Here is a 21881-nt window from a genome sequence, read left to right on the forward strand (position 1 = left end):
TCTGGCGGGATGGTGCGGCACCCGCGAAAGACAGTCAACACAAAGACAGGATCGCGCCGAGGCCGGAAGCATGCGGGAAATGTTTAACGGAACTCTTTCAGGGGCGTGCGAATGGAAATCGGGCAGACCGCAACGCGCCGTCAGACACCCACGTAACGGTCGACGATACTGTGATCCTGCCGCAGCGCCTCGGCCGGGAGAACCTCTCCGTTCCGCCCGTTCTCGATAAACGCCACCCGGTCGGCAACGGAAAGAACCGCATCGACCCGCTGTTCCACCAGCAGGATCGCGACGCCCGCCGCACGCATCCTGACGATCACCTGCCGTATCGCCTCGATCATCGAGGGTTGCAGGCCCTCCGTCGGTTCGTCGAGCAACAGCGCCTTGGGGCGCAGGCAGAGCGCGCGGGCGGTGGCCAGCATCTGCTGCTCGCCACCGGAAAGGGTTTGCGCCTTCTGGTCCATCCGTTCGCGCAGGCGGGGGAAGAGGTCGAGCACCTCTTCCTGCACGTCCTTGCCCGAGCCGCGCACGCGAAGGCCGATTTCGAGATTTTGCGCCACGGTCAGGCCAGAGAACAACCGCCGCCCCTGCGGGATGTAGCCGATCCCGTGTCGCGGCACCTCGTGCGGGGGCAGTTGGCTGACGTCTGTGCCGTCCAGCACCACGCGGCCCGACATCAGCGGCAGCAGCCCCATGATCGCCTGCATCGTCGTCGTCTTGCCCGCCCCGTTGCGGCCCAGAAGGCAGAGGATCTCGCCCGCTTCGACCTTCAGCGACAGGTCCCGCAGCACCTGTGCCCGGCCATACCCCGCGTTGACGGCATCAAGCTCCAGCATTCATCCCGTCCCCAGATAGGCCGCCTGCACGGCGTCGTTTTCGTGAATCTCCTGCGGCGTGCCCTCGGCCAGCACCTCGCCGAAATTGAGCACGGTGACGCGATCGGCGGTTTCCATGACCACGCTCATGTTGTGCTCGATCAGCAGGATCGTCGCCTCGGACGAAAGCTCGCGGATCAGCGCCTTGAAGGCGTCGATCTCGCTGTCGGCGAGGCCTTGGGTCGGCTCGTCGAGGATCAGCAGGCGCGGGTGTTGGACAAGGCCCATGGCGATCTCAAGCAGGCGCTGGTGACCATAGCTGAGGTTGCCGGCCTCCTCGTCACGGCGGTCGAGCAGGCCAACGCGGTTGAGCGCATCGTCGACGGCTTCCTCTACCGCGTCGCCCTGCAACCGGCGGCGGGCAGCCAGCGCGACGTTCTCGGCGGCGGGGAGGCGGGCGAAGACCGAAGTAATCTGGAACGTGTAGGCCATGCCGCGCAGGATACGTTTATGGGCGGGCAGCGCGGTGATGTCGGCATTGTCGAACTGCACCGTGCCGGAAGACGGCGGAATGCGCCCGCAGATCATGCCCACCAGCGTCGTCTTGCCAGCCCCATTGGGGCCGATGAGCGCGCGCACCTCGCCCTCGTTCAGGTCGAAATCGACATCTGTAACGGCCTGCAGCCCGTCGAAATGCTTCGACAGGCCCCGGGTGGAGAGCAGCGTCATGGCAACCACCCCCAGACCCGGCGGCGCAGCTCGCCCGTCAGGCCCTGCGGCGCGAAGAGGGTGAGCAGCACCAGCGCCACGCCGACGATCAGCAGGTAGGCGGTGGTCACGCCCGAGCTCAGGTCGATCAGGTAGAACATGAAGAGTGTGCCGACGAAGGGGCCAAGCACCGTCCCTGCCCCGCCCAGCAGCACCCAGAGCAGCGGGAAGATCGAGTACTGCACACTGGCGAAACTCGCCCCGGCATAGCCGAAGAGCAGGCCATAGAACGCCCCCCCCGCCGCCGAGACCGTGCCCGAGACGACCATCGCCGCCAGCTTGTGGGCGAAGGTGTTGTAGCCCAGCATCCTGACCCGCTCCTCGTTCTCGCGGATCGCCACCAGCGTCTTGCCGAAAGGCGCGCGGATGAGGCGGAGGCAGAGCAGGAGGCAGACAGCGAACAGACCCCACGCCGCGAAATACCGGTTGGTCGGGTCGCTGAGGTCGATGCCCCAGAGCATCCGGTCGGCCGCCTGGATGACAAAGCCCTCGTCGCCCCTTGTGTATTCGCCGAAATAGAGGATCGTGAGGTAGCCCGCCTGCGCGAACATCAGCGTGACGATCAGGAAGGCCACCCCGGTGGTGCGCAGGGCCAGTAGCGCCAGACCGGCGGCCACGATGGCGCCGGCGAGAATGCCCACGATCAGCGCGGGCGCAGGGGTGAAGCCCGCGTGCTGGATGGTCAGGCCCATGCCGTACATGCCGGCGGCAAAGAACAGCGCGTGGCCGAGGCTCAGGAGGCCGGTGTAGCCGAAGAGGATGTTGTAGCCCACCGCATAGCTGGCCAGCACCATGATCCGGGCGAGGTTGCCGTGGTGATAGGCGGGCAGCACGAATTGCAGCGCGAAGAGCACCGCCAGCAGGCCCAGATGCAGCACGAGGGTCTTTGCCGTCGCACTCATGCCGTGCGCGTCCCGAAAAGGCCCTGTGGGCGGAAGACCAGCACGAGACCCACCAGAAGCGTGGCGAGGATCTTGGCCAGCGTGGGCGAGAAGAAGACCGAGATGATGCCGTCGGACAGCCCGATGAAGATGGCGGCCACGACGGTGCCGGGCAGGCTGCCCAGCCCGCCGATGATGACGACGATGAAGCTAAGGAGCAGTGGGTCGGCCCCCATAAGGTAATGCGCCTGCTGGATCGGCACGATCAACACGGCGGCCAAGGCCGCCAGCGCCGCGCCGATGCCGAAGACCAGCGCATAGACCCGCTCGACCGGGATGCCGAAGGCCAGCGCCATGTCACGGTCGGCCTGCGTGGCCCGCATCAGCAGGCCGATCCGCGTGCGCGCCATCATCAGCCAGACGCCGACCAGCACCACCGCCGCGGCACCGATCACGGCCAGCTTGTAGGATGTCGTCGACAGGCCCCAAGGGAAGTAGAATTCGAACCCTTCCTCGCCCCATTCGAACCACGGCAGCGCGATGCGCTGGTTGAATGGCGCCTCGACGGGCCGCGCCTCGGGGCCATAGGTCATGAGGGTCAGTTGCTGGATGATATACAAGAGGCCGATCGTGGCGACGATGGTCCGCTCGGGGTCGTAGTCCAACCGCTTGAGGATGGTCATGTCGGCCGCCGCCGCGATGGCGCCCACGAAAAGCGGGGCGACAACCAAAGCCGCCACGAAGCCCAGCGCCGGATGCCCGCCCATGGAATGCGCCACGTACCAGGCGATCACCGCGCCCAGCATGAAGAATTCGCCATGCGCGATGTTGACGACCCGCATGACCCCGAAGACAAGGCTTAGCCCCACGGCCGTCAGCGCAAGCACCGCCGCCGTGACCGCGCCTTCGAGCGAGGCCAGAAGAATGTAGGGACCCAGTTCCATGTTGCGCCAAGGATTGCCCTCCCGTTCGGCCGAGGGCAAGCGAAATGGCAGGCGAATTACTGGCGCAGGGCGGGAAGGCCTATTCCGGTGGCTTCAAAGCCGCCATCGACGGCGATCACCTGCCCCGTGACATAGCTGGCGCCGGGCGAACAGAGGAAGGTGATGACGCTGGCGATCTCGTCTTCCGAGCCGTAGCGGTTCAGCGGGATCGCATCGTGATAGGCGTCGATGATCGCCTGGCTGTGCACCGCCATCGCCAGCTTGGTGCGCACCGGGCCGGGGCAGACGCAGTTGGCGCGAATGCCCTTTTCGCCCAATTCCACGGCCTGTTGCTGCGTCAGCGCCATGACGCCCGCCTTCGACGTGCCATAAGCCACCCTGAGGGTCGAAGCGCGCAAGCCCGAGATCGAGGCGATGTTGACGATGGCGCCCTTGGCAGCGGCAAGCGCGGGCGTCAGCGCCTGCGTCATCAGGAAGACACCGTCGAGATTGGTTTCCATCACCGTGCGCCAGCGGTCGAAGCCCGTCTCGGCGATGGGCCCGAAATCGGCGACGCCGGCATTGTTGATCAGGGCATCGACGCTTTCGCAGGTGTCCTCCACATGGCGCGCCATCGCCGCAACCTGATCGGGCTTCGAGACGTCGCACACCACCGGGTCGACATCTGTCAGTTTGCCGGCCTCCTCCATCAAGACCGGCGCGTCGCGATCGATCATGACGACGCGCCAGCCCTGCTCCAGAAACTGCTTGGTTGCGGCCAGCCCGATCCCCCGTGCCGCGCCCGTGACGATGGCGGTTTTCATCCCTGTCTCCTCCCGTACAGATGCCGGCACACGCTAGCGCCGGGGTGCTTGAGCGCAAGGTCATAATCCCGCAGGGTGGCCGGGAACAGGAGGCACGACATGGACGGATCGGTGAACGAGATGATCGGCTGGCGGCAGGACTTTCACCGCCATCCCGAACTGGAATTCGACCTGCCGCGCACCAGCGCCCGCGTGGCCGAGCTGCTGGAAAGCTTCGGGCTGGAGGTGCATCGCGGCATCGGGCAATGCGGCGTCGTGGGCGTGCTTCAACGCGGCAACGGGCCGAGGAGCATCGGCATCCGCGCTGATATGGACGCGCTGCCGATCGACGAGACGAACGGGGTCGCCCACCGCTCGGAGACGCCGGGCAAGATGCATGCCTGCGGCCATGACGGGCATATGGCGATGGCGCTTGGCGCGGCAAAGCAACTGGCGGAAAACGGGGCGTTCTCGGGCCGGGCGGTGTTCATCTTCCAGCCGAACGAGGAACACGGCCACGGCGCGCGGGCGATGATCGACGACGGGCTGTTCGACCGCTTCCCGGTCGACCGGGTCTACGGGCTGCACAACATGCCGGGGCTGCCGCTGGGCCACGTGGCGACGCGGGCCGGGCCGATCACGGCGAGCGAAGCGCTGTTCGAGATCGTCATCGCGGCGCGCGGCGGGCATGCGGCGCTGCCGCATATGGGCGTGGATGCGATCACCGTGGGGGCCGAGGTGGTGGGTGCCTTGCAGACCATCGTGTCGCGCAAGCTCGATCCGGCGATGAACGGCGTCGTCTCGGTCACCGGGTTCGAGACGGACGGGGCGCGCAACGTGCTGCCGGGCCGGGCATGGCTGACCGGCGATTGCCGGGCGCTGACGCCGGAGGTGAACGACCGGATCGAGACGTCGATGCGGCGGATCGTCGATGGCATCTGCGCCGCGCACGAGGTGGGGGCGACCGTGGGCTACGAGACGATCTTCCCCCCGACGATCAATGACGCGGACGCGGTCAAGGCCGCCGCGCGGGCGGCGGACGGCGTGGCGGACAAGGTCGATGCCGACTGCGCGCCAAAGCTGTTCTCGGAGGATTTCGCCCATATGGCGGGCGCCGTGCCGGGGGCGTTCCTGTTGCTGGGCAACGGCACCGAAGGCAGCCATGCGCGGCCACTGCACTCAGCGGATTACGACTTCAACGACGCGGCTTTGGAGACAGGCCGGGCGCTTTGGGTTGCGCTGGTGGAGCAGGAATTGCGGGCGGACTAGGGGCTCTGCCCCCAACGTTGTAACCCTTCAGGTTCCAACGCCTCCCCCGGGATACTTGCGGCCAGAAGAAGCATGGGGTCGGGCTTCATCTTGCCGGAAATACTCCCGCCGGAGGCGTCCCGAAGGTGCCGCCGGCGGGACGCTTTTTACATGGAGTCGATCATCTCGGCCTGGCGCACGATGCCCTCGGCCTGTTTGATCGAGGCAATGTCGACAAGGCGACCCTTGTAGGTGGTGGCGCCTTCGCCGCGGGCCTTGGCATCTTCCATCGCCTGAAGGATTTCCCGCGCCTCCTGAACCGCCTCGTCAGAGGGGGTGAAGATCTCGTTGGCAAGCGCGATCTGCTTGGGATGGATGGCCCATTTGCCGACCATTCCCAGCGTGGCGACGCGGCGGGCCTGGGCGCGGAAGCCCTCGTCGTCGGAAAAGTCGCCGAAGGGCCCGTCGACCGGCAGCACGCCGTGGGTGCGGCAGGCGGCGACGATGGCGGTGGTGGCCCAGTGCCACGGGTCGGCCCAGTAGTTCTGGCCCTCGTGCAACATATAGTAGTTGGCCTGCGTGCCGCCGATACCCGTCGTCGACATGCCCATCGAGGCCGCGAAATCGGCCGCGCCGAGGCTCATGGCAACCAGCCGGGGCGAGGCCGCGGCGATTTCCTCGACATGGGCGATGCCGGCGGCGGATTCGATAATCACCTCGAATTTAAGGGCTTTCTTGCGGTCCTTCGCCTTCTCGACGGCGGTCACCAAGGCGTCGACGGCATAGATATCGGCGGCGCAGCCCACCTTGGGGATCATGATCTGGTCGAGCCGCTCGCCGGCCTGTTCCAGAAGGTCGACCACGTCGCGGTACCACCAGCCCGTGTCGAGCCCGTTGATGCGCACCGAAAGGGTCTTGTTGCCCCAGTCGACCTCGTTGATGGCCTTGATGGTGTTGGCGCGGGCGGCGTCCTTGTCGGTGGGGGCGACGGAATCCTCGAGGTCGATATTGATCACGTCGGCGGCCGAAGAGGCCATCTTTTCAAAGAGTTTGACGTTCGAGCCCGGGCCGAAGAGCTGGCAGCGGTTGGGGCGGGAAACCGGGGCGGGTTGCAGGCGGAAGCTCATGGTGGCACCTCGTGAAGGGTTCGGAAATTGCGTCAGCTTTGGCGCAACCGGTATAAAATTGCCGGCGTGATCGCAACCATTTTGCGGGTGCAGAAAAGGCGGGGCGCGGGAAACCCGGGCCGAATCAGGGTTAAGCCCATGAAAACAAGGGAAACGGCGCATCGGTTTCACGTCGGTATAACGTCGGTATTACGTCGGTGTTCGGCACCGCGTGACCCCGGGTTCATGTGGCGGGCGGTGCATTAACGGGCAAGATGTGGATTTCGCCCTCCCTGCCCCGCCCACGTCGCCGGTCTTCGGCCGTGGTCATTGCGGATCGGCGGCAGACGCGCTACATGCGACTTGCGGCGCAAGATTCATGCGACCGGCCGGCGCGTCGCCGGCCACGGAGTTCACCAGATGTCGAAGCCTTCGAAACTGCCGACCCTCGGCGGCGATCCGACCCGCCTTGAATCGATCATGGACAAGACATCCCGGGCCGCCCGGGACATTGTCGACGAACAGAATGCCGAGCGCGACCGCAAGACCGAGCGCCTGCGCGAGGCGCGGCGCCAGAGGCAGGCGGACGCCACGTACGACCCCGAGATCCGGGCGCCGGAGACCGCGCTTGACGATGCCGAGGCGGACCCGGACGGGAAAGACTGAGCGAAGACCCTGCCCTGCCCCACGCGGCCGGGCCGGCCAATCACGTCATCCTCCAACGGAAAGGTATCCCCGTGAGACCTTCAGACTGGACCCGCACGCTCGCGCAGTACCGCGAGCCCTTCCCCCCGCGCAGCCTTTTCGAACTGGCTGTCACGCTTCTGCCCTTCCTCGGCCTCTGGGCGCTGGCCTGGTGGGCGCACACCATCAGCCCCTGGCTGTCGCTGCCGCTGGCGATCGTCAACGCCGCCTTTCTCGTGCGGCTGTTCATGATCCAGCACGATTGCGGCCACGGCGCCTTTTTCAAGGATCGCCGGCTGGGCGACTGGGTCGGGCGCGGCATCGGCGTACTGACGCTGACCCCCTATGACGTGTGGCGGCGGACCCATGCGATTCACCATGCCTCGACCGGAAACCTGGACCGGCGGGGCGTGGGCGACATGCCGACGCTGACGGTGCGCGAATACCGCGAGAAGGGCTGGCTGGGCCGGGCCGGCTATCGGCTGGTGCGCAACCCCGTCTTCCTGTTCGGGGTCGTGCCGTTCTACAGCTTCTTCCTTCAGAACCGGGTGCCCGCCGGGCTGATGCGCTCTGGCTGGCGGTACTGGTTCAGCGCGATGGGCACGAACCTGGCCATCGCCGGGATCGTCGCGCTGATCGCCTGGCTGGGCGGGGCCGACGTGCTGTTGCTGATCTACCTGCCGACGACGCTGCTGGCGGCGATGGCGGGGATGTGGCTGTTCTACATCCAGCACCAGTTCGAAGAGACGCTCTGGGACCGCGAGGAAGACTGGAACATCCAGGACGCGGCCCTGCATGGCAGCTCGTACTATGACCTGCCGGGCGTGCTGCGCTGGCTGACCGCGAATATCGGCGTGCATCACGTGCACCACATGGCGAGCCGCATTCCCTTCTACCGGCTGAGCGAGGTGCTGCGGGATCACGATATCCTGGCGCAGATGAAGCGGCTGACGATCCGCGACAGCATCCGCTGTGCCGGGCTGCACCTGTGGGACGAGAAGAGCCGGCGGCTGGTGTCGTTCTCGCGGGCGCGGGCGGTCTAGGGCGCCGGGTGCGGCCCGACCGCGGGTGGACAATCTGACCAGGGGTGGGTCGGCACCCACCCCACGTTTCAGGGCGGACACGCCTGGGCTTGCCTTGCTTTCGGGCCCGGGATCGGTGGTGCGTGCTGACCATGCAACTCAAAACGACGCGAAGTATGTCGGAAATGGTCGCGCGGGCCCTGTACGCCCCGTGACAGAGCGGGGGCATGAGACGCGCCCTGATCGACAACTGGGCCCTTTTCCTGGGCATGCTGTTCCTGATGGTGGGGAACGGGCTTCTGGTGACGTTGCTGACCGTGCGGGGCAACACGCTCGGGTTTTCCGAGCTGGAGATCGCCATCATGCAGGCTTGCTACCCGCTGGGCGCGCTGGCAGGTACCGTTCTGACGCCGAGGCTGATCGAGAAGGTCGGACATATCCGGGTGTTCTCGGCGCTGGCCTCGATGGTGTCGGTGGCGGCGATTGCGCACCTGCTGACCAGTGACCCGGTCAGCTGGGGGCTGATGCGGCTTCTGGCGGGGGCGTGTTTTCCCGGGCTCTACGTGATCACCGAAAGCTGGCTCAACGCCAAGACCGAGAACCGGATCCGGGCACAGGTGCTGTCGGTCTATTTCATCATCCAGTCGGCGGGCCCGGCGCTGGGTACCGCGATGGTCGCCCTGCCCGACCCCAAGGGCAACCTGCTGTTCGGGGTGAGCTCGATCCTGCTGTCGGTGGCGATCGTGCCGCTGCTTTTGTCGAACAACCGCGCGCCCGACTATACCGCCCCCGACCGGATGCCGGTCAGGCGGCTTTACAAGGTCTCGCCCATGGCGGTGCTGGGGATCGTCATCATGGGCGCGGGCGTGGTGGCGTGGTTCATCTCGCTGCCGCTCTACGCGCTGCAGAACGGGTTTTCCGAGGCGCAGGCCTCGTTCGCGCTGGTGGTGGCTATGGTGGCGGCGGCGGTGTCGCAATATCCGCTGGGCTGGATCTCGGACCAGACCGACCGGCGCTACGTGGTGATCGGCATGGCGGCGGTGTCGGTGGTGGCGGCGCTGTGGATGACGGTGGATGCGCGGCCGATGTCGATCCTGGTGGGCTTCGCGGTGATCGGGGCGGTGACGCTGCCGGTCTATTCCATCCTCGCCGCGCATGCCAACGACCAGCTCAGCCCCGGGCAGGTGGTGCCGGCAGCCGGAACGATGGCGTTCCTGTTGCAGTTCGGGCAGGTGTTCGGAATGCTGATCGGGCCCAACACGCTGCGGCTGTTCGATGGCCGCGGGCTGCCGCTGATGCTGGCGGTGGTGGGCACGGTCGTGGTGCTGATCGCGGTCACGCGGCGGGTGCGGTCGGACGCGCCGGAAGAGACCGGCGAGGTCCGGCCCACGGGCGTCATCGGCATCGCCCAGCCCGGCATGCTGCAGGCCGAGGTTTATGCCGAGGACGAGGCGGGGCCAGAGCCGAAAAGCGATGAATCTTCGCACAGTTAGGCATAAGTTCGAACAATCTTGCGCTGAATTCTGGATACATTGCCAATTCAAAGAGGACATCGCGGCGGTTTCGTTGGAAACTGCGCGAAATCTGATTCCCGTGGGGCCACGCCCCCGGACCGACAAGGAGACGCGCGATGATCGAGACCCCGTACCTGCTTTTCCTGGGCGATGCGCCCGACATGCTGGCCGCCAAGGTGGCCATCGGCATCCGTGACTGGCGCCCCGAACACGCGGTCGGCCAGTTCCGGCTGGAAGGCTGCGGCGCCGATCTCGGCCTGACCGACATGACGCTGGCCGAGGCCAAGGACGCCGGGGCCAAGACGCTGGTCATCGGCGTGGCGAACCGTGGCGGGGTGATCTCGAAGGAATGGAAGAAGGTGCTGGTGACGGCGCTGGAGGAAGGCTTCGACCTGGCGTCGGGGCTGCACAACCTGCTGCGCGACGAGCCCGACCTGGTGGCCGTGGCCGAGGCGACCGGCCGCACTCTGCACGACGTGCGGGTTCCGTCCGTCAAGTACCCCATCGCCGACGGCAAGAAGCGGAAGGGCAAGCGCTGCCTCGCCGTGGGCACCGACTGTTCGGTGGGCAAAATGTACACCGCCATGGCGATGGAGCGCGAGATGCAGGAGCGCGGCATGAAGGCCACGTTCCGCGCGACCGGCCAGACCGGCATCCTGATCACCGGCGACGGCGTGCCGCTCGACGCGGTGATCGCCGACTTCATGGCCGGTTCGGTCGAGTACCTGACACCGGACAATGACGACGACCACTGGGACCTGATCGAGGGTCAGGGCTCGCTCTTCCATGTCAGCTATTCCGGCGTGACCATGGCGCTGGTGCATGGCGGACAGCCCGACGCGCTGATCCTGTGCCACGAGCCCACCCGGGCGCATATGCGCGGCCTGCCCGAATACCAGCTGCCCAGCCTGCAGCAGCTGCGCGACACCGCCCTGCCGCTGGCCCGGGTCGCCAACGCCGCCTGCCAGGTGGTGGGCGTGTCGGTGAACACCCAGCACATGGGCGAGGACGAGGCGAAGGCCTATCTTGCGAAGGTCGAGGAAGAAATGGGCCTGCCCGCGACCGACCCGTACCGTTTCGGCTCGGGCAAGCTGGTGGACGCGCTGGCCGCGATCTGATCTGAACCGTCGCGCCGGTGGCGCCTTCGGGATGCCTCCGGCGGGAGTATTTTTGGCAAGATGAAGGGGCGCGATGTGCAGATTTCCGTGACGCGCGACGTATTCAAGCTGGCGCAGGTGTTCACCATCAGCCGCGGCTCGCGCACCGAGGCGCAGGTGCTGACGGTGCGGATCACCCAGGACGGCGTGACGGGCTGGGGCGAATGCGTGCCCTATGCCCGCTATGACGAGACGCTCGACAGCGTGACCGCCGAGATCGAGGGGCTGCCGGTCGAGATCGACCGCGAGGCGCTGTACGACCTGCTGCCGGCGGGCGCGGCCCGCAATGCCGTGGATTGCGCCCTTTGGGATCTCGAGGCGAAACAGGCCGGGGTGCGCGCATGGGAGCTGGCCGGGCTCACCGCCCCGGGGCCGGAGATCACCGCCTACACCCTGTCGCTGGACGAGCCCGAGAAGATGCAGGCGCAGGCCGCGAAGAACGCACACCGCCCGCTTCTGAAGATCAAGCTGGGCACGCCCGACGACATGCCGCGCCTCGAGGCCGTGCGCGCCGGCGCGCCGAAATCGAAGATCATCGTCGACGCCAACGAGGGCTGGAGCGCCGAGGTCTATGCCGACCTCGCCCCGCACCTGGTGCGGCTGGGCGTGGCGCTGGTGGAACAGCCGGTGCCCGCGGCCGAGGATGACGCCCTGCTCGGCATGGAACGCCCCGTGCCGGTCTGTGCCGACGAAAGCTGTCACGACCGGGCGAGCCTGCCCGGGCTGAAAGACAAGTACGACGTGATCAACATCAAGCTCGACAAGACCGGCGGGCTGACCGAGGCGCTGGCGCTGCGCCAGGCCGCGCGGGCCGAGGGCTATGACATCATGGTCGGCTGCATGATCGGGTCGAGCCTTGCCATGGCGCCCGCCGTTCTGGTGGCGCAGGGCGCGACGGTCACCGACCTTGACGGCCCGCTTCTGCTGGCGGAAGACCGCGACAAACCACTGACATTCGACGAAGCCGGGGTGCATCCGCCATCGGCCGCACTATGGGGATAAGAGCATGCGCACAGTCTACGTGAACGGAGAATACCTGCCCGAAAACGAAGCCAAGGTATCGGTCTTCGACCGGGCCTTCCTGATGGCCGACGGGGTGTACGAGGTGACCAGCGTGCTGGGCGGCAAGCTCATCGATTTCGACGGGCACCTCGCCCGGCTGGAACGCTCGCTCAACGAGCTCGACATGCAGAAGCCCGAGGCCTTCGACGACCTGCTCGAGATCCATCGCGAGCTGGTGCGCGTGAACGAGATCACCGACGGGCTTGTCTACCTTCAGGTCACCCGCGGCGGCGCCGCCGACCGCGACTTCGCCTTTCCCGACCCCGACGAGGTGAAGCCGACGCTGGTGCTGTTCACCCAGGCCAAGCCCGGCCTCGCCGACAGCCCGGCCGCCAAGAAGGGCATGAAGGTCATCAGCATCGAGGATATCCGCTGGGGCCGCCGCGACATCAAGACGACGCAGCTTCTCTACCCGTCGATGGGCAAGATGATGGCCAAGAAGGCCGGTTGCGACGACGCGTGGATGATCGAGGACGGCAAGGTGACCGAGGGCACCAGCAACAACGCCTATATCGTCAAGGGCAACAAGATCATCACCCGCGAGCTGTCGACCGACATCCTGCACGGGATCACCCGCGCCGCGGTGCTGCGGTTCGCCCGCGAGGCGCAGATGGAGGTCGAGGAGCGGTCGTTCACCATCGACGAGGCGAAAGAGGCCGACGAGGCATTCATCACCTCGGCCAGCACCTTCGTCATGCCGGTGGTCGAGATCGACGGTGCGACGCTGGGCGAGGGTGTGCCGGGCAAGGTGGCAACGCGGCTGCGCGAGATCTACCTCGACGAAAGCCTGAAAGCCGCGATCTGAGTTACGGCCGCATCGCCTGAAACGCGAGCGATGCGGTCACCCCCTGCAGCCCGTTGCGCAGATCGAGCTCGGTTTCGAGCTCCATGCTGACCACCTGGGCGATCTTCATGCCAAGCCCGGAATTGGGCGTCGCCAGGTCGACGGGCATGCCCACGCCGGTATCGGAGCAGGTGAGCGTGACGGTGCCGGCCTCGTCGGCGGCAAGATCGACCTTCACCTCGCCCGCCCGTCCATCGGGGAAGCCGTGCTTGAAGGAATTGGCGACGAATTCGTTGAGGAAGGTGCCCACCGCCACCGCCTGTTGCGGCGAGACCATGACCGGCGCGGTTTCGGCCCGAAGCGCGACACCGGGCGGGGCAAACCCCGAGAGCTGATCGCAGACCCGCTCGACAAAGGCACCGAGGTCGACGGCCTCGTGTTCGTCGGTATGGTAAAGCTGTTCGTGCAGCAGGGTCAGTGCGTCGATCCGGGTGGTGAGCATCGACAGCGCCAGTTTCGCGTCGCTCGAGGAAAACGCCCGGCTTTGCAGGTTGGCGAAGGAAGACAGCGATTGCAGCGAGTTCTTGACCCTGTGATCGACCTCGCGCCGCAGGATATCGGCCGAGCGCAGCGCCTTGCGCACCTCGAGCAGCGCCATCACCTGCCGGGCGAGCACGCGCAGCGTGTCGCGCTGAAGGGCGGTGAGACGGCGAGGCTCGTAATCGAGCACGCAAAGCGTGCCCAGCGGCAGGCCGTCCTCGGTGCGCAGCAGGGCCCCGGCATAGAAGCGCAGCCCAGGGTCGCCACAGCAAAGCGGGTTGTCCTGCATCCGCGTGTCTTCCAGCGTGTCGTGGATCTCGACGAAATCCTCCTCGAGAATGACATGGGCACAGATCGAGGTTTCGATCGGCGTCTCGCGCACGCCAAGCCCGGTTTCCGCCTTGAACCACTGCCGCTCGGCATCGATGAAATTGACCACCGAAATGGCCGTGCCGCAGGTGGCGGCGGCCAGCTTGACGATCTCGTCGAAATCGCGTTCCGGGTCGGTATCGAGCACCTCGAAGGAATGCAGGGCATCGAGCCGGGCATGCTGGTTCGGATGAGGTCGGGCTTCCATCGGTGTCTCCGGTACGTGACAGCGCTCTGCCACCTAGTCAGTCTTCCGGGCGGGTGCAAGCCGCGCCGGTGACGTGGACAGGTCTACAATGCGGCTTACAAAACCATGCAAGCCGGCTGTCACACAACGCTTTTGCGACCGGTCGCAGCGCATGAGCGGCCTCGTTCGCGTCGATTGGCGGAAGAGTGGGCGCGGCAGGCGGCCCTGGCGGCAAGCCGGCCTGTCTTCGCGCCCGGCCGGTGTGCCATCCGGCTCTCCGCCCGCCGTTCCCGACAAGACGGCCGCCAAGGCTTGCCACCCCCGCCCCCCTTTGCTTTAACCGGTCCGGCAACCCGCCCGGGAGGAAACCCATGGTCGATATCGCGACCCGTGTCTGGAACCACAAATGGAAGATCGACCCGATCGTGCGGTCGCTCATCGACACGGATTTCTACAAGCTGCTGATGTGCCAGTCGGTCTTCCGCAACAAGCCCGACACGCAGGTCACCTTCTCGCTGATCAACCGCTCGACCGACATCAAGCTGGCCGAGCTGGTGGACGAGGGCGAGCTGCGCGAACAGCTCGACCATATCCGCTCGCTCTCGCTCACCCGCGGCGAAAGCACATGGCTCCGCGGCAACACCTTCTATGGCAAGCGCCAGATGTTCACGCCGGCCTTCATGGAGTGGTTCGAGAACCTGAAGCTGCCCCCCTACCAGCTCGAGAAGCGTGACGGCCAGTACGAGCTCACCTTCGAAGGCTCATGGCCCGAGGTGATGCTCTGGGAAATTCCGGCGCTGGCGGTGCTGATGGAACTCCGCGGCCGGGCGGTGCTGCATGACATGCGCCGCTTCGAGCTTCAGGTGCTCTATGCCCGCGCCATGACCAAGCTGTGGGAGAAGGTCGAACGCCTCCGCGACGTGCCCGGCCTGCGCATCGCCGATTTCGGCACCCGCCGCCGCCACTCCTTCCTCTGGCAGGACTGGTGCGTGCGCGCCATGACCGAGGGGCTGGGCGAGAAATTCGTCGGCACCTCCAACTGCCTGATCGCCAAGAACCGCGACCTCGAGGCGATCGGCACCAACGCCCACGAGTTGCCGATGGTCTACGCCGCGCTGGCCGATTCAGACGAAGACCTCGCCCGCGCCCCCTATGACGTGCTCTCAGACTGGCACGAGGAACACGACGGCAACCTCCGCATCATCCTCCCCGACACCTACGGCACCAAGGGTTTCCTCGACCGCGCCCCCGACTGGCTCGCGGGCTGGACAGGCATCCGCGTCGACAGCGGCGACCCGGCCACCGCCGCCGAAACCGCCATCGACTGGTGGACATCCCGCGGCGAGGACCCGACGAAAAAGATGGTGATCTTCTCCGACGGGCTCGACACCGACAAGATTATCGACCTCCACACCCAGTTCGCCGGCCGCTGCCGCCCCTCCTTCGGCTGGGGCACTCTGCTGACGAACGACTTCCGCGGCCTGACCCCGGATGACCGCCTCGCCCCCTTCTCGCTGGTGTGCAAGGCCGTCTCGGCCAATGGCCGGCCCACGGTCAAGCTCTCCGACAACCCCAACAAGGCGATGGGGCCGGACAGCGAAATCGCCCGCTACAAGAAGGTCTTCGAGGTCGGCAAACAGGAGGCGCTGGAGGTCGTGGTGTGACAGGCTTTGTCTGCCTCACCTTCGACGACCTCTTCGCCGGAAGCTGGCACGCCGCCCGGCCGATCTTCGACGAGTTCGGCGCCCGCGCCACCTTCTGCGTCTGCAACCTGCACAACGCCAAGCCCCGGCAGGTGAAGAAACTTCGCGCCCTGCAGGAAGACGGCCACGAGATCGCCTTCCACTCCCGCACCCACCCGAAACTCGGGCCATACCTTCGAAAGCACGGCCTCGCCCACTGGCTCGAGCACGAAATCGACGCCGGGGTGGCCGAACACCGCGCCTTGGGCTTCCCCGCCCAAAGCTTCGCCAGCCCCTTCCACGCCTTCACCGAGGAAACCCTCGCCGAAACCGCCAAACGCTTCCGCATCACCCGCGCCGCGGGGCCGAAAAACCTCTCCGAACGCGATATCCCTTCGCGCATCTACCACCACCCCGGGCCGCATAACGCGGTCGACTGCCTGGGCTTATGCGACTTCCAACACCGCGCCTTCCCGGGATGGGAGTGGCAAGCCCGCCTCCTCGACCAGATCGCCTCGTCCGGAGGCACCGCCGTCTTCGCCGGCCACGACATAAGGGCGCCCGGCAAAGGCTCGCAGTTCTTCTCGACACCGGAGGATTTGCGACGGTTTCTGGGAGCGGTTGTTGAGAGGGGGGTGGGGTTTAGGACGTTGGGGGAGGTGGGAAACTTACATTGATCACGTTACTCGACTATTCCCACCAGCTTCCTTCGAATTCGACTTAGCGTTGCGTTTCTTTCTGCAGCTGCTTCGTGATTCCAGTGCTCTTTCACGAAGTTCGTGAGAACTCGATTGTAACCTAGGCCAACCTTCGACTTTGAACCACTTTCCGGTAGAAGCGCTTGTTTCACAGGTCTGTTGCGTGATCTTTGCGAAATCTGGAGAAGGTACTCCTTTGGATCGAGAACACTGTCTTCGGCGTTGCGGTTAATAAGCCTAGGATCGATCCTAAGATAAGATGCCAGCCCATCGACGTCAGCGAGCAACCAAGATTCGGCTTCACGCTTCGCAATTGAGAAAACAAAGCACTCGTTTATGGGCTCGGAAATTCTCGCACTGCTAAACATATCTTGGCGCAGTTCCACCTCACAATTGCATCGGTCAAGATCCACCAAAACAAAAACATACTCATATCTTGCAAGTTGGTGAAATTCTGACAGTCGCTTAGCAATGTGCCCGATTCCGCCCTGCCTCGCTCCAATCTCCAAGGGCTCATACTCACCCAAAATATCCGCTAGTAGCCTCTTTAGTATCGCCCTGCCGAGTTCGTCTTCGCTACAAAGGTACATTACAGATCAAGCGTAAGCTGCAACGCTTTGTTTGCTTTCCTAACGACCGGCAGCACGACCTCCCCAGGCGACAATCCCACTGACAGCGCATTATTCTCCTGCTCAGAAGTCTTTCGCAGTTGCGAACCTTCATCAGACGGGATCACAAGCAACAAACTGTCGCTATTAATGCCAGGGTTTGAGAGAAGAGCTTCACTGTGGGTAGTCAAAATGATCTGGCGCTTCGTTTTCTGTGATTTCACTATCCTCGAAAACAACTCAGGCAGTTGCCGAACGACATCTTCGTTCAGTGACAACTCTGGTTCTTCAAGAAGTAAGGGTCCCCCTCCGCTTTCCTGCATCAACCAAAGTAGAGCAATTATTCTAAGCGTTCCGTCTGAAAACTGATCTTCGCGCTGCTTAGCCCCCCTGGGCCGGTGGTGTTTGAAACGCATTTCTAAATGAGGTTGACCGGTTATCTCGTCTTTGACGAATTGAAGATCCTCCAGTTGGGGAACTACTGCCTGAAGGGCTTTTTCGACGCGTCTAAGGCGGGCGTCTCGGGTTCTGGCCTGAGTACGAGCAATCCGAAACAAAAATTCTTGGCCAAAAGGATCATCTTCGAGGACACGGCCACCAATTTGATCTCCAAATTTGAGCAACTGTGGCACTAAGTGCACATAGGAGACAGATCCAAGAAACGAGGCAAGATCTCGAAATTCAGCGTTGGCACTTGCTTGCTCCAGACTCGTCTCCCTGAGCAGAAATGAGTCTTGCTTATCCTTTTTGTCCGGGCGTTCGAGTAGGATGCTTTCTCCGCCACTACTGTTAGTTCTCTTTACAGTCTCTCGCACAACCTGCGGCTCGCGATGACCACTACCCGGCAAATTGAATGCTATCTCATAGGACCATTTAGCTGATAGTTCGTCGTCGGCTATTTGTAGCGCTACTACCACCTCAGTGTCTTTGCGCGCGTGCAGACACCGAATCTTCTTAATCCCACCGCGGCTCTCTATTGCCTGTTGAAGACCACCCCCTCTGGTCTTAGCCAAATCTCGCACAAACCGAATTGCTTCGAGTAAATTGGATTTGCCTGCTGCGTTTGCACCCAGGACATACACCACGTCGGCGAGCTCGCCGACGTCGGCTTCCCTGAAGTTCATCCAGTTCTTTAGGTATATTCTCGAAATCCGCATCGCCATAGCATGTTATTATTCTTAGATTTGCAGTGAAAGGTTCAATGGGTCCATTGGCATTTTACTCACAAGATTGATGCTTCTGCGTTGGAAAAGAAAAACGCATCATTCCCATCGCCCAATCAATCCTCCCCGTCCACGCGCCCCCGCAACGCCTTCACCTCCCCGCGCACCTTCTTCGCCTTCAGCCGCCGCTTCTTCGAGCCCAGCGACGGCTTCGTGGGGATGCGCCGTTTCGGCTTCTCGCAGGCCTTCTTCACCAGCTCCGCCAGCCGCTCGCGGGCGATCTCTCGGTTCCTCGCCTGGCTGCGCGTCTCCTCCACCTGGATCAGCACCGCGCCCTCCTTCGTCCAGCGCCGGCCGGCCAGCCGCTTGAGCCGCCGTTTCACCGGGTCGGGCAGGTTGGGCGAGCGCTCGGCCTCGAAGCGCAGTTCGACCGCCGTCGACACCTTGTTGACGTTCTGCCCGCCGGGGCCGCCCGAGCGGGTGAACTGCTCGGTCAGTTCCCAGTCCTCGATGGTGATCTGGTTGGTGATGCGCAGCATGGGAACCTCTTGGTGTCGGGCCCTGGCACCGACGCGATACCGACAAAATACCGACGTGATACCGACGTTGGACATGGCCAAATTCAAAAGGGCCGCCCCGGTAGGAAGCGGCCCTCTAGAGTTTAAGGAGGCGGTGCGGTTAGGCGCACCAATCCGGGGGCGTCGTCCGCCCAGGGGCTGCCCTAGACGAGACCCTCCCGAACTGTTCCGTCACCTCTCTCCAATACCTCTATAGACACTGGATCACCTCCTTTCAAACTGTTGCGGTTATCCACAGGTTGGCACAGATTTTCGCTTTGTCAAAACAAAATCATGTGGCCCGGTGCATGAGTGACCGCACGATGATGCGAAATGGCACTAAAGTAAGCAAAGCCAGCGCCAGCTTCACCATCCAGTCCGCCAGCGCCAGCGACATCCAGAGCGGCACGGCGGGCCCCACCCCCAGCAGCGGCAGGATCTCGTTGGCCCAGCTCACGTCGTTGCCGGGCTCCAGCACGGCGAGGCTGGCGGAAAAGGCGATGGTGAAGAACAGCGCGGTGTCCACCGTGCTGCCGATCAGCGACGACACCATCGGCGCCCGCCACCAGGCCCCCTCACGCAGCCGGTTGAAGACAGCGATATCAAGCAGTTGCGCCGTCAGGAACGCGACGGCCGAGCCCAGCGCGATGCGCAGCGTCACCAGCGGACCGAACTCGCCCGAAATCTGCGTGCCGATGAAGGAACAGGCCAGCCCGACGACGAACCCCGCGAACACCACCCGCCGCGCGGCGTCGCGCCCATAAACCCGGTTCATCACGTCGGTGACGAGGAAGGCCAGCGGATAGGTGAACGCCCCCCATGTCAGCCACTGGCCGAAGAGGAACTGCACCAGGATGTTCGAGGCCACGACGATCGCGGCCATGGCCAGGATGCCGGGAAGCAGATGATGTTTCATGGCGGCGGACGGTCCTTGAATGACGCCCCTGGCGGGGGACTGGCCGCGCTTACAGCCTGCCCCGCGCCATGGCAAGGCCCGCACCTACTCCGACGTCAGCACCGAAACGCACTGGTTCGGAAGGTCGGCCATGGTCAGCTCGCGCCGCGGCTTGGGCGGCGGGGCGTCCGGGTCGGGCGGCGGCGGGTTGAGGATGTTGTTCACCCATTGCTGCGCATCCGCACATCCATCGCCCGGCGGCGGCGGCGCCTGGTTCTGACAGTTCTTCGCCCCGCGCGGACAGCTCAGCCGCACATGGAAATGATAGTGATGCCCGTACCACGGCCGGATCTTCCGCAGGTAGGACCGGTCGCCGGTCTCTTCCTTGCACATCCGCACCTTGGCGCCGGGAAAGACGAAGATCCGCGCGGTGCGCGGGTCCTGGGCGGCGGCCTTGATCACCTCGTGATGCTGGCGGGTCCAGTTGTCGTTGGTATAGGCCCCGTTCGCCCGCCGGAGCGAGATCGACGACAGGCTTTCGCGCTCCGCCCTCGTGAGGTTCAGCCGCTTGGGCGGCAACATCCAGATATCGATGTCGAGCCCCATCTGGTGGCTCCGGTGCCCGGTCAGCATCGGCCCGCCGCGCGGCTGGCTGATATCGCCGACATACAGGCCCGCCCAGCCCGGCTGCTGCGCCGCCTTGGCCGACAGTTTCTTGATGAAATCAATCGCCTCCGGGTGGCCCCAGTTGCGGTTGCGCGACAGGCGCATCGCCTGCCAGGTGGGCCCGGTTTCGGGAAGCTGCACACCGCCCGCCACACAGCCCTTGGAATAGCTGCCGAAAGGCGTCGACGCCTGCTGCGAGCCCTGCGGCTTCGCCCCGAAAAGCTTCTTGGCCTCGACGCCCCGCATCGCCGCCGGGATGCTCTGGGTCGAGACGATCGGCTCTGACCCGGCATAGTCCTGCGGCGCCGAGCCGCCGCAGCCGGCAAGCCCGAGGATGAGCGCAATCAGTTTGACGTGACGGACCATGTATCCCTGTCCCCTTCTGCTTTCACCCAGCGTAGCAGGACGAGGCCGATCAGGAAAAGGAGAATTACCGGCGAGACGCCGATCCGCGCACTGCCGCTCAGCGTGGTGACAAGGCCGATGAGCGCGGGCGCCATGAAGGCCGTCGCACGGCCTGAGAGGCCATAAAGCCCGAAGCTTTCGGTGGGCGCGGCGGGGTCGGTGTGGCGCACCATCAACGACCGGCTCGACGCCTGCAACGTGCCGCCCAGGCCGCCGATCAGCACGCCGCAGCCGAAGAACACCATGTCGGGCAGGGCCGAGCCTTCGGCCAGCGGCATCCCGAAGAACTGCGTCCGATCCATGCCCACCACGGTGAAGCAGACCAGCATCAGCCCGAGGATCGCCACGATGATCACGGGCTTGGGCCCGAAGGCCCGGTCGAACCGGCCGCCGACCCAGCTGAACGCTGCCGCCGAAATGGCGCCGACGATGCCGAAGATGCCGACCGAGACGATGCTCCAGTTCAGCACCAAGATCGCGTAGGTGCCCCCGAACCCGTAAAGCCCGTTCAGCGCGTCGCGGTAGAACATCGACGAGCCGAGATAGACCGACAGGCTGACCCGTTTCTTCAGCCCCACAATGGATTTCTTCAGCAGCCGCAACGCATCGCCTACGCCGCGCCCCTTGCGGGCCGGGCCGGTATCGCGCACCCACAGGAAATAGGGGATCATGAAGACCGCGAACCAGACCGCCGTGAAGGGCCCGACGAAGCGCGTGCCCTCGCGCGCGTCCGGGTCAAGACCCAGCGCCGGGTCGAGGCCCAGAAGCGTCTTGCCACCATCGTCGAAGAACAGCGTCAGCATGATCGCCAGCGCCACGATCCCGCCCAGGTAGCCAAAGGCGAAACCGGAGCCCGAGATCGCCCCCGTCTCTTCCTGCGGGGCGAGCGAGGGAAGCTGCGAGTTCACGAAGATCAGCGCGTATTCCGCCCCGATGAAGCCAACGCCGAAACAGGACAGCGCCCAGAGCATGTTCGACCCGTCCGGCTGGGTCCACCAGATGCCGGCGGCGCCCACCACGTACATCGCCGAGAACGCCAGGATCCACGGAAGCCGCCGCCCGGCGGTATCGGCCAGCGCGCCGATGATCGGTGCGCCGAACCCGATGATCAGCCCCGTCACCGTCAGGCACATCGACCACAGGCTTTGCGCCCGGGCATCCGCCGCCTCTTCGACAAGGCCCGCGTTCATGAAGTATTCCGACGCCACCGAGGCGAAGAACGGCCCGAAGACGAAGGTCACCAGCAACGTGTGATACGGCTGGCTGGCCCAGTCGAAAAAGTACCAGCCCCAGATGCGTTTGCGACGCGACGGTTCCGCCATGAAATCCCCCCGACCCTTGCGC

Annotated in this window: 21 protein-coding genes; 9 read left to right on the top strand and 12 right to left on the bottom strand. The window is 64.8% G+C overall.

The window, feature by feature from the left end; translation table 11 throughout:
• Positions 1-140: 140 nt before the first annotated feature.
• From RIdsm_RS24815 to RIdsm_RS24835, 5 genes are read right to left on the bottom strand one after another with little or no spacing between them, the layout of a single operon-like run.
• Positions 141-836 carry an ABC transporter ATP-binding protein gene (locus tag RIdsm_RS24815; RefSeq protein WP_057812481.1) on the bottom strand — a complete coding sequence of 232 codons (696 nt, stop codon included), beginning with the start codon at positions 834-836 and terminating at the stop codon, positions 141-143.
• A complete protein-coding gene (locus RIdsm_RS24820; RefSeq protein WP_057812479.1) occupies positions 837-1544 on the bottom strand; it encodes an ABC transporter ATP-binding protein in 708 nt (235 codons plus the stop codon).
• Complete coding sequence (locus tag RIdsm_RS24825) at positions 1541-2485, bottom strand: branched-chain amino acid ABC transporter permease (RefSeq protein ID WP_057812478.1); 945 nt, start codon at positions 2483-2485, stop codon at positions 1541-1543. The genes RIdsm_RS24820 and RIdsm_RS24825 overlap by 4 nt, the downstream gene beginning before the upstream one ends.
• Positions 2482-3408, bottom strand: a complete 927-nt coding sequence (locus RIdsm_RS24830) for a branched-chain amino acid ABC transporter permease (RefSeq protein WP_057812475.1) — start codon at positions 3406-3408, stop codon at positions 2482-2484. Before RIdsm_RS24830 ends, RIdsm_RS24825 begins: the two co-directional genes overlap by 4 nt.
• A 56-nt stretch (positions 3409-3464) precedes the next feature.
• The gene (locus RIdsm_RS24835) at positions 3465-4211 is read right to left on the bottom strand and encodes an SDR family NAD(P)-dependent oxidoreductase (protein WP_057812473.1); all 747 of its coding nucleotides are present in this window, start codon (positions 4209-4211) and stop codon (positions 3465-3467) included.
• Positions 4212-4310: 99 nt separating this feature from the next.
• On the opposite strand from RIdsm_RS24835, the gene RIdsm_RS24840 reads away from it, so the two are divergent.
• Entirely contained in the window at positions 4311-5459 is a 1149-nt protein-coding gene (locus tag RIdsm_RS24840) for a M20 aminoacylase family protein (protein WP_057812471.1), read from the top strand.
• Between the two features lie 146 nt (positions 5460-5605).
• On the opposite strand, the gene RIdsm_RS24845 is transcribed toward RIdsm_RS24840, so the two are convergent.
• Positions 5606-6565, bottom strand: a complete 960-nt coding sequence (locus tag RIdsm_RS24845) for an L-malyl-CoA/beta-methylmalyl-CoA lyase (protein ID WP_057812469.1) — start codon at positions 6563-6565, stop codon at positions 5606-5608.
• 399 nt (positions 6566-6964) lie between these two features.
• Between RIdsm_RS24845 and RIdsm_RS24850 the strand changes: the two genes are divergently transcribed.
• The 6 genes from RIdsm_RS24850 to RIdsm_RS24875 all read left to right on the top strand — a co-directional run bounded on the left by RIdsm_RS24850 (position 6965) and on the right by RIdsm_RS24875 (position 12788).
• On the top strand, positions 6965-7210 hold the full coding sequence (locus RIdsm_RS24850) for a hypothetical protein (protein WP_064258487.1): 246 nt from the start codon (positions 6965-6967) through the stop codon (positions 7208-7210).
• Between the two features lie 71 nt (positions 7211-7281).
• A complete protein-coding gene (locus RIdsm_RS24855; protein WP_082647234.1) occupies positions 7282-8271 on the top strand; it encodes a fatty acid desaturase in 990 nt (329 codons plus the stop codon).
• Between the two features lie 206 nt (positions 8272-8477).
• A complete protein-coding gene (locus RIdsm_RS24860) occupies positions 8478-9743 on the top strand; it encodes an MFS transporter (RefSeq protein ID WP_057812463.1) in 1266 nt (421 codons plus the stop codon).
• A 137-nt stretch (positions 9744-9880) separates the two neighbouring features.
• On the top strand, positions 9881-10882 hold the full coding sequence (gene dgcN, locus RIdsm_RS24865; RefSeq protein ID WP_057812461.1) for an N-acetyltransferase DgcN: 1002 nt from the start codon (positions 9881-9883) through the stop codon (positions 10880-10882).
• Between the two features lie 75 nt (positions 10883-10957).
• Positions 10958-11923, top strand: coding sequence for an N-acetyl-D-Glu racemase DgcA (gene dgcA, locus RIdsm_RS24870; RefSeq protein ID WP_057813278.1), 966 nt, complete (start codon positions 10958-10960; stop codon positions 11921-11923).
• Positions 11924-11927: 4 nt separating this feature from the next.
• Positions 11928-12788, top strand: a complete 861-nt coding sequence (locus tag RIdsm_RS24875) for a D-amino-acid transaminase (RefSeq protein WP_057812459.1) — start codon at positions 11928-11930, stop codon at positions 12786-12788.
• A gap of 1 nt (position 12789) precedes the next feature.
• On the opposite strand, the gene RIdsm_RS24880 is transcribed toward RIdsm_RS24875, so the two are convergent.
• The gene (locus tag RIdsm_RS24880) at positions 12790-13884 is read right to left on the bottom strand and encodes a histidine kinase dimerization/phosphoacceptor domain -containing protein (RefSeq protein ID WP_057812457.1); all 1095 of its coding nucleotides are present in this window, start codon (positions 13882-13884) and stop codon (positions 12790-12792) included.
• Between the two features lie 350 nt (positions 13885-14234).
• On the opposite strand from RIdsm_RS24880, the gene pncB reads away from it, so the two are divergent.
• Both pncB and RIdsm_RS24890 read left to right on the top strand, forming a co-directional pair.
• Positions 14235-15527 (top strand): nicotinate phosphoribosyltransferase, encoded by a 1293-nt coding sequence (gene pncB, locus RIdsm_RS24885; protein WP_057812454.1) that lies wholly within the window; start codon positions 14235-14237, stop codon positions 15525-15527.
• Positions 15524-16222, top strand: a complete 699-nt coding sequence (locus RIdsm_RS24890; protein WP_057812452.1) for a polysaccharide deacetylase family protein — start codon at positions 15524-15526, stop codon at positions 16220-16222. The genes pncB and RIdsm_RS24890 overlap by 4 nt, the downstream gene beginning before the upstream one ends.
• 610 nt (positions 16223-16832) lie before the next feature.
• Here RIdsm_RS24890 and RIdsm_RS24900 read toward each other — a convergent pair.
• From RIdsm_RS24900 to RIdsm_RS24920, 5 genes are all read right to left on the bottom strand, one after another.
• Entirely contained in the window at positions 16833-18014 is a 1182-nt protein-coding gene (locus tag RIdsm_RS24900; protein ID WP_217625279.1) for an AAA family ATPase, read from the bottom strand.
• Positions 18015-18130: 116 nt separating this feature from the next.
• Positions 18131-18553, bottom strand: coding sequence for an alternative ribosome rescue aminoacyl-tRNA hydrolase ArfB (arfB, locus tag RIdsm_RS24905; protein WP_057812448.1), 423 nt, complete (start codon positions 18551-18553; stop codon positions 18131-18133).
• 310 nt (positions 18554-18863) lie between these two features.
• A complete protein-coding gene (locus tag RIdsm_RS24910; RefSeq protein ID WP_057812447.1) occupies positions 18864-19487 on the bottom strand; it encodes a queuosine precursor transporter in 624 nt (207 codons plus the stop codon).
• 84 nt (positions 19488-19571) lie between these two features.
• Positions 19572-20498, bottom strand: coding sequence for a penicillin-insensitive murein endopeptidase (mepA, locus tag RIdsm_RS24915; RefSeq protein ID WP_057812445.1), 927 nt, complete (start codon positions 20496-20498; stop codon positions 19572-19574).
• Entirely contained in the window at positions 20477-21859 is a 1383-nt protein-coding gene (locus tag RIdsm_RS24920; RefSeq protein ID WP_057812443.1) for an MFS transporter, read from the bottom strand. Before RIdsm_RS24920 ends, mepA begins: the two co-directional genes overlap by 22 nt.
• Positions 21860-21881: the final 22 nt, after the last annotated feature.

This window comes from Roseovarius indicus (assembly GCF_008728195.1).
Lineage (GTDB): Bacteria > Pseudomonadota > Alphaproteobacteria > Rhodobacterales > Rhodobacteraceae > Roseovarius > Roseovarius indicus.

What these genes read in the sequence shown, in the direction of transcription:
- RIdsm_RS24815 (WP_057812481.1), bottom strand. Translation starts at nt 836, where the DNA reads ATGCTGGAGCTTGATGCCGTCAACGCGGGGTATGGCCGGGCACAGGTG.
- RIdsm_RS24820 (WP_057812479.1), bottom strand. Translation starts at nt 1,544, where the DNA reads ATGACGCTGCTCTCCACCCGGGGCCTGTCGAAGCATTTCGACGGGCTG.
- RIdsm_RS24825 (WP_057812478.1), bottom strand. Translation starts at nt 2,485, where the DNA reads ATGAGTGCGACGGCAAAGACCCTCGTGCTGCATCTGGGCCTGCTGGCG.
- RIdsm_RS24830 (WP_057812475.1), bottom strand. Translation starts at nt 3,408, where the DNA reads ATGGAACTGGGTCCCTACATTCTTCTGGCCTCGCTCGAAGGCGCGGTC.
- RIdsm_RS24835 (WP_057812473.1), bottom strand. Translation starts at nt 4,211, where the DNA reads ATGAAAACCGCCATCGTCACGGGCGCGGCACGGGGGATCGGGCTGGCC.
- RIdsm_RS24840 (WP_057812471.1), top strand. Translation starts at nt 4,311, where the DNA reads ATGGACGGATCGGTGAACGAGATGATCGGCTGGCGGCAGGACTTTCAC.
- RIdsm_RS24845 (WP_057812469.1), bottom strand. Translation starts at nt 6,565, where the DNA reads ATGAGCTTCCGCCTGCAACCCGCCCCGGTTTCCCGCCCCAACCGCTGC.
- RIdsm_RS24850 (WP_064258487.1), top strand. Translation starts at nt 6,965, where the DNA reads ATGTCGAAGCCTTCGAAACTGCCGACCCTCGGCGGCGATCCGACCCGC.
- RIdsm_RS24860 (WP_057812463.1), top strand. Translation starts at nt 8,478, where the DNA reads ATGAGACGCGCCCTGATCGACAACTGGGCCCTTTTCCTGGGCATGCTG.
- dgcN (WP_057812461.1), top strand. Translation starts at nt 9,881, where the DNA reads ATGATCGAGACCCCGTACCTGCTTTTCCTGGGCGATGCGCCCGACATG.
- RIdsm_RS24875 (WP_057812459.1), top strand. Translation starts at nt 11,928, where the DNA reads ATGCGCACAGTCTACGTGAACGGAGAATACCTGCCCGAAAACGAAGCC.
- RIdsm_RS24880 (WP_057812457.1), bottom strand. Translation starts at nt 13,884, where the DNA reads ATGGAAGCCCGACCTCATCCGAACCAGCATGCCCGGCTCGATGCCCTG.
- pncB (WP_057812454.1), top strand. Translation starts at nt 14,235, where the DNA reads ATGGTCGATATCGCGACCCGTGTCTGGAACCACAAATGGAAGATCGAC.
- RIdsm_RS24900 (WP_217625279.1), bottom strand. Translation starts at nt 18,014, where the DNA reads ATGGCGATGCGGATTTCGAGAATATACCTAAAGAACTGGATGAACTTC.
- arfB (WP_057812448.1), bottom strand. Translation starts at nt 18,553, where the DNA reads ATGCTGCGCATCACCAACCAGATCACCATCGAGGACTGGGAACTGACC.
- RIdsm_RS24910 (WP_057812447.1), bottom strand. Translation starts at nt 19,487, where the DNA reads ATGAAACATCATCTGCTTCCCGGCATCCTGGCCATGGCCGCGATCGTC.
- mepA (WP_057812445.1), bottom strand. Translation starts at nt 20,498, where the DNA reads ATGGTCCGTCACGTCAAACTGATTGCGCTCATCCTCGGGCTTGCCGGC.
- RIdsm_RS24920 (WP_057812443.1), bottom strand. Translation starts at nt 21,859, where the DNA reads ATGGCGGAACCGTCGCGTCGCAAACGCATCTGGGGCTGGTACTTTTTC.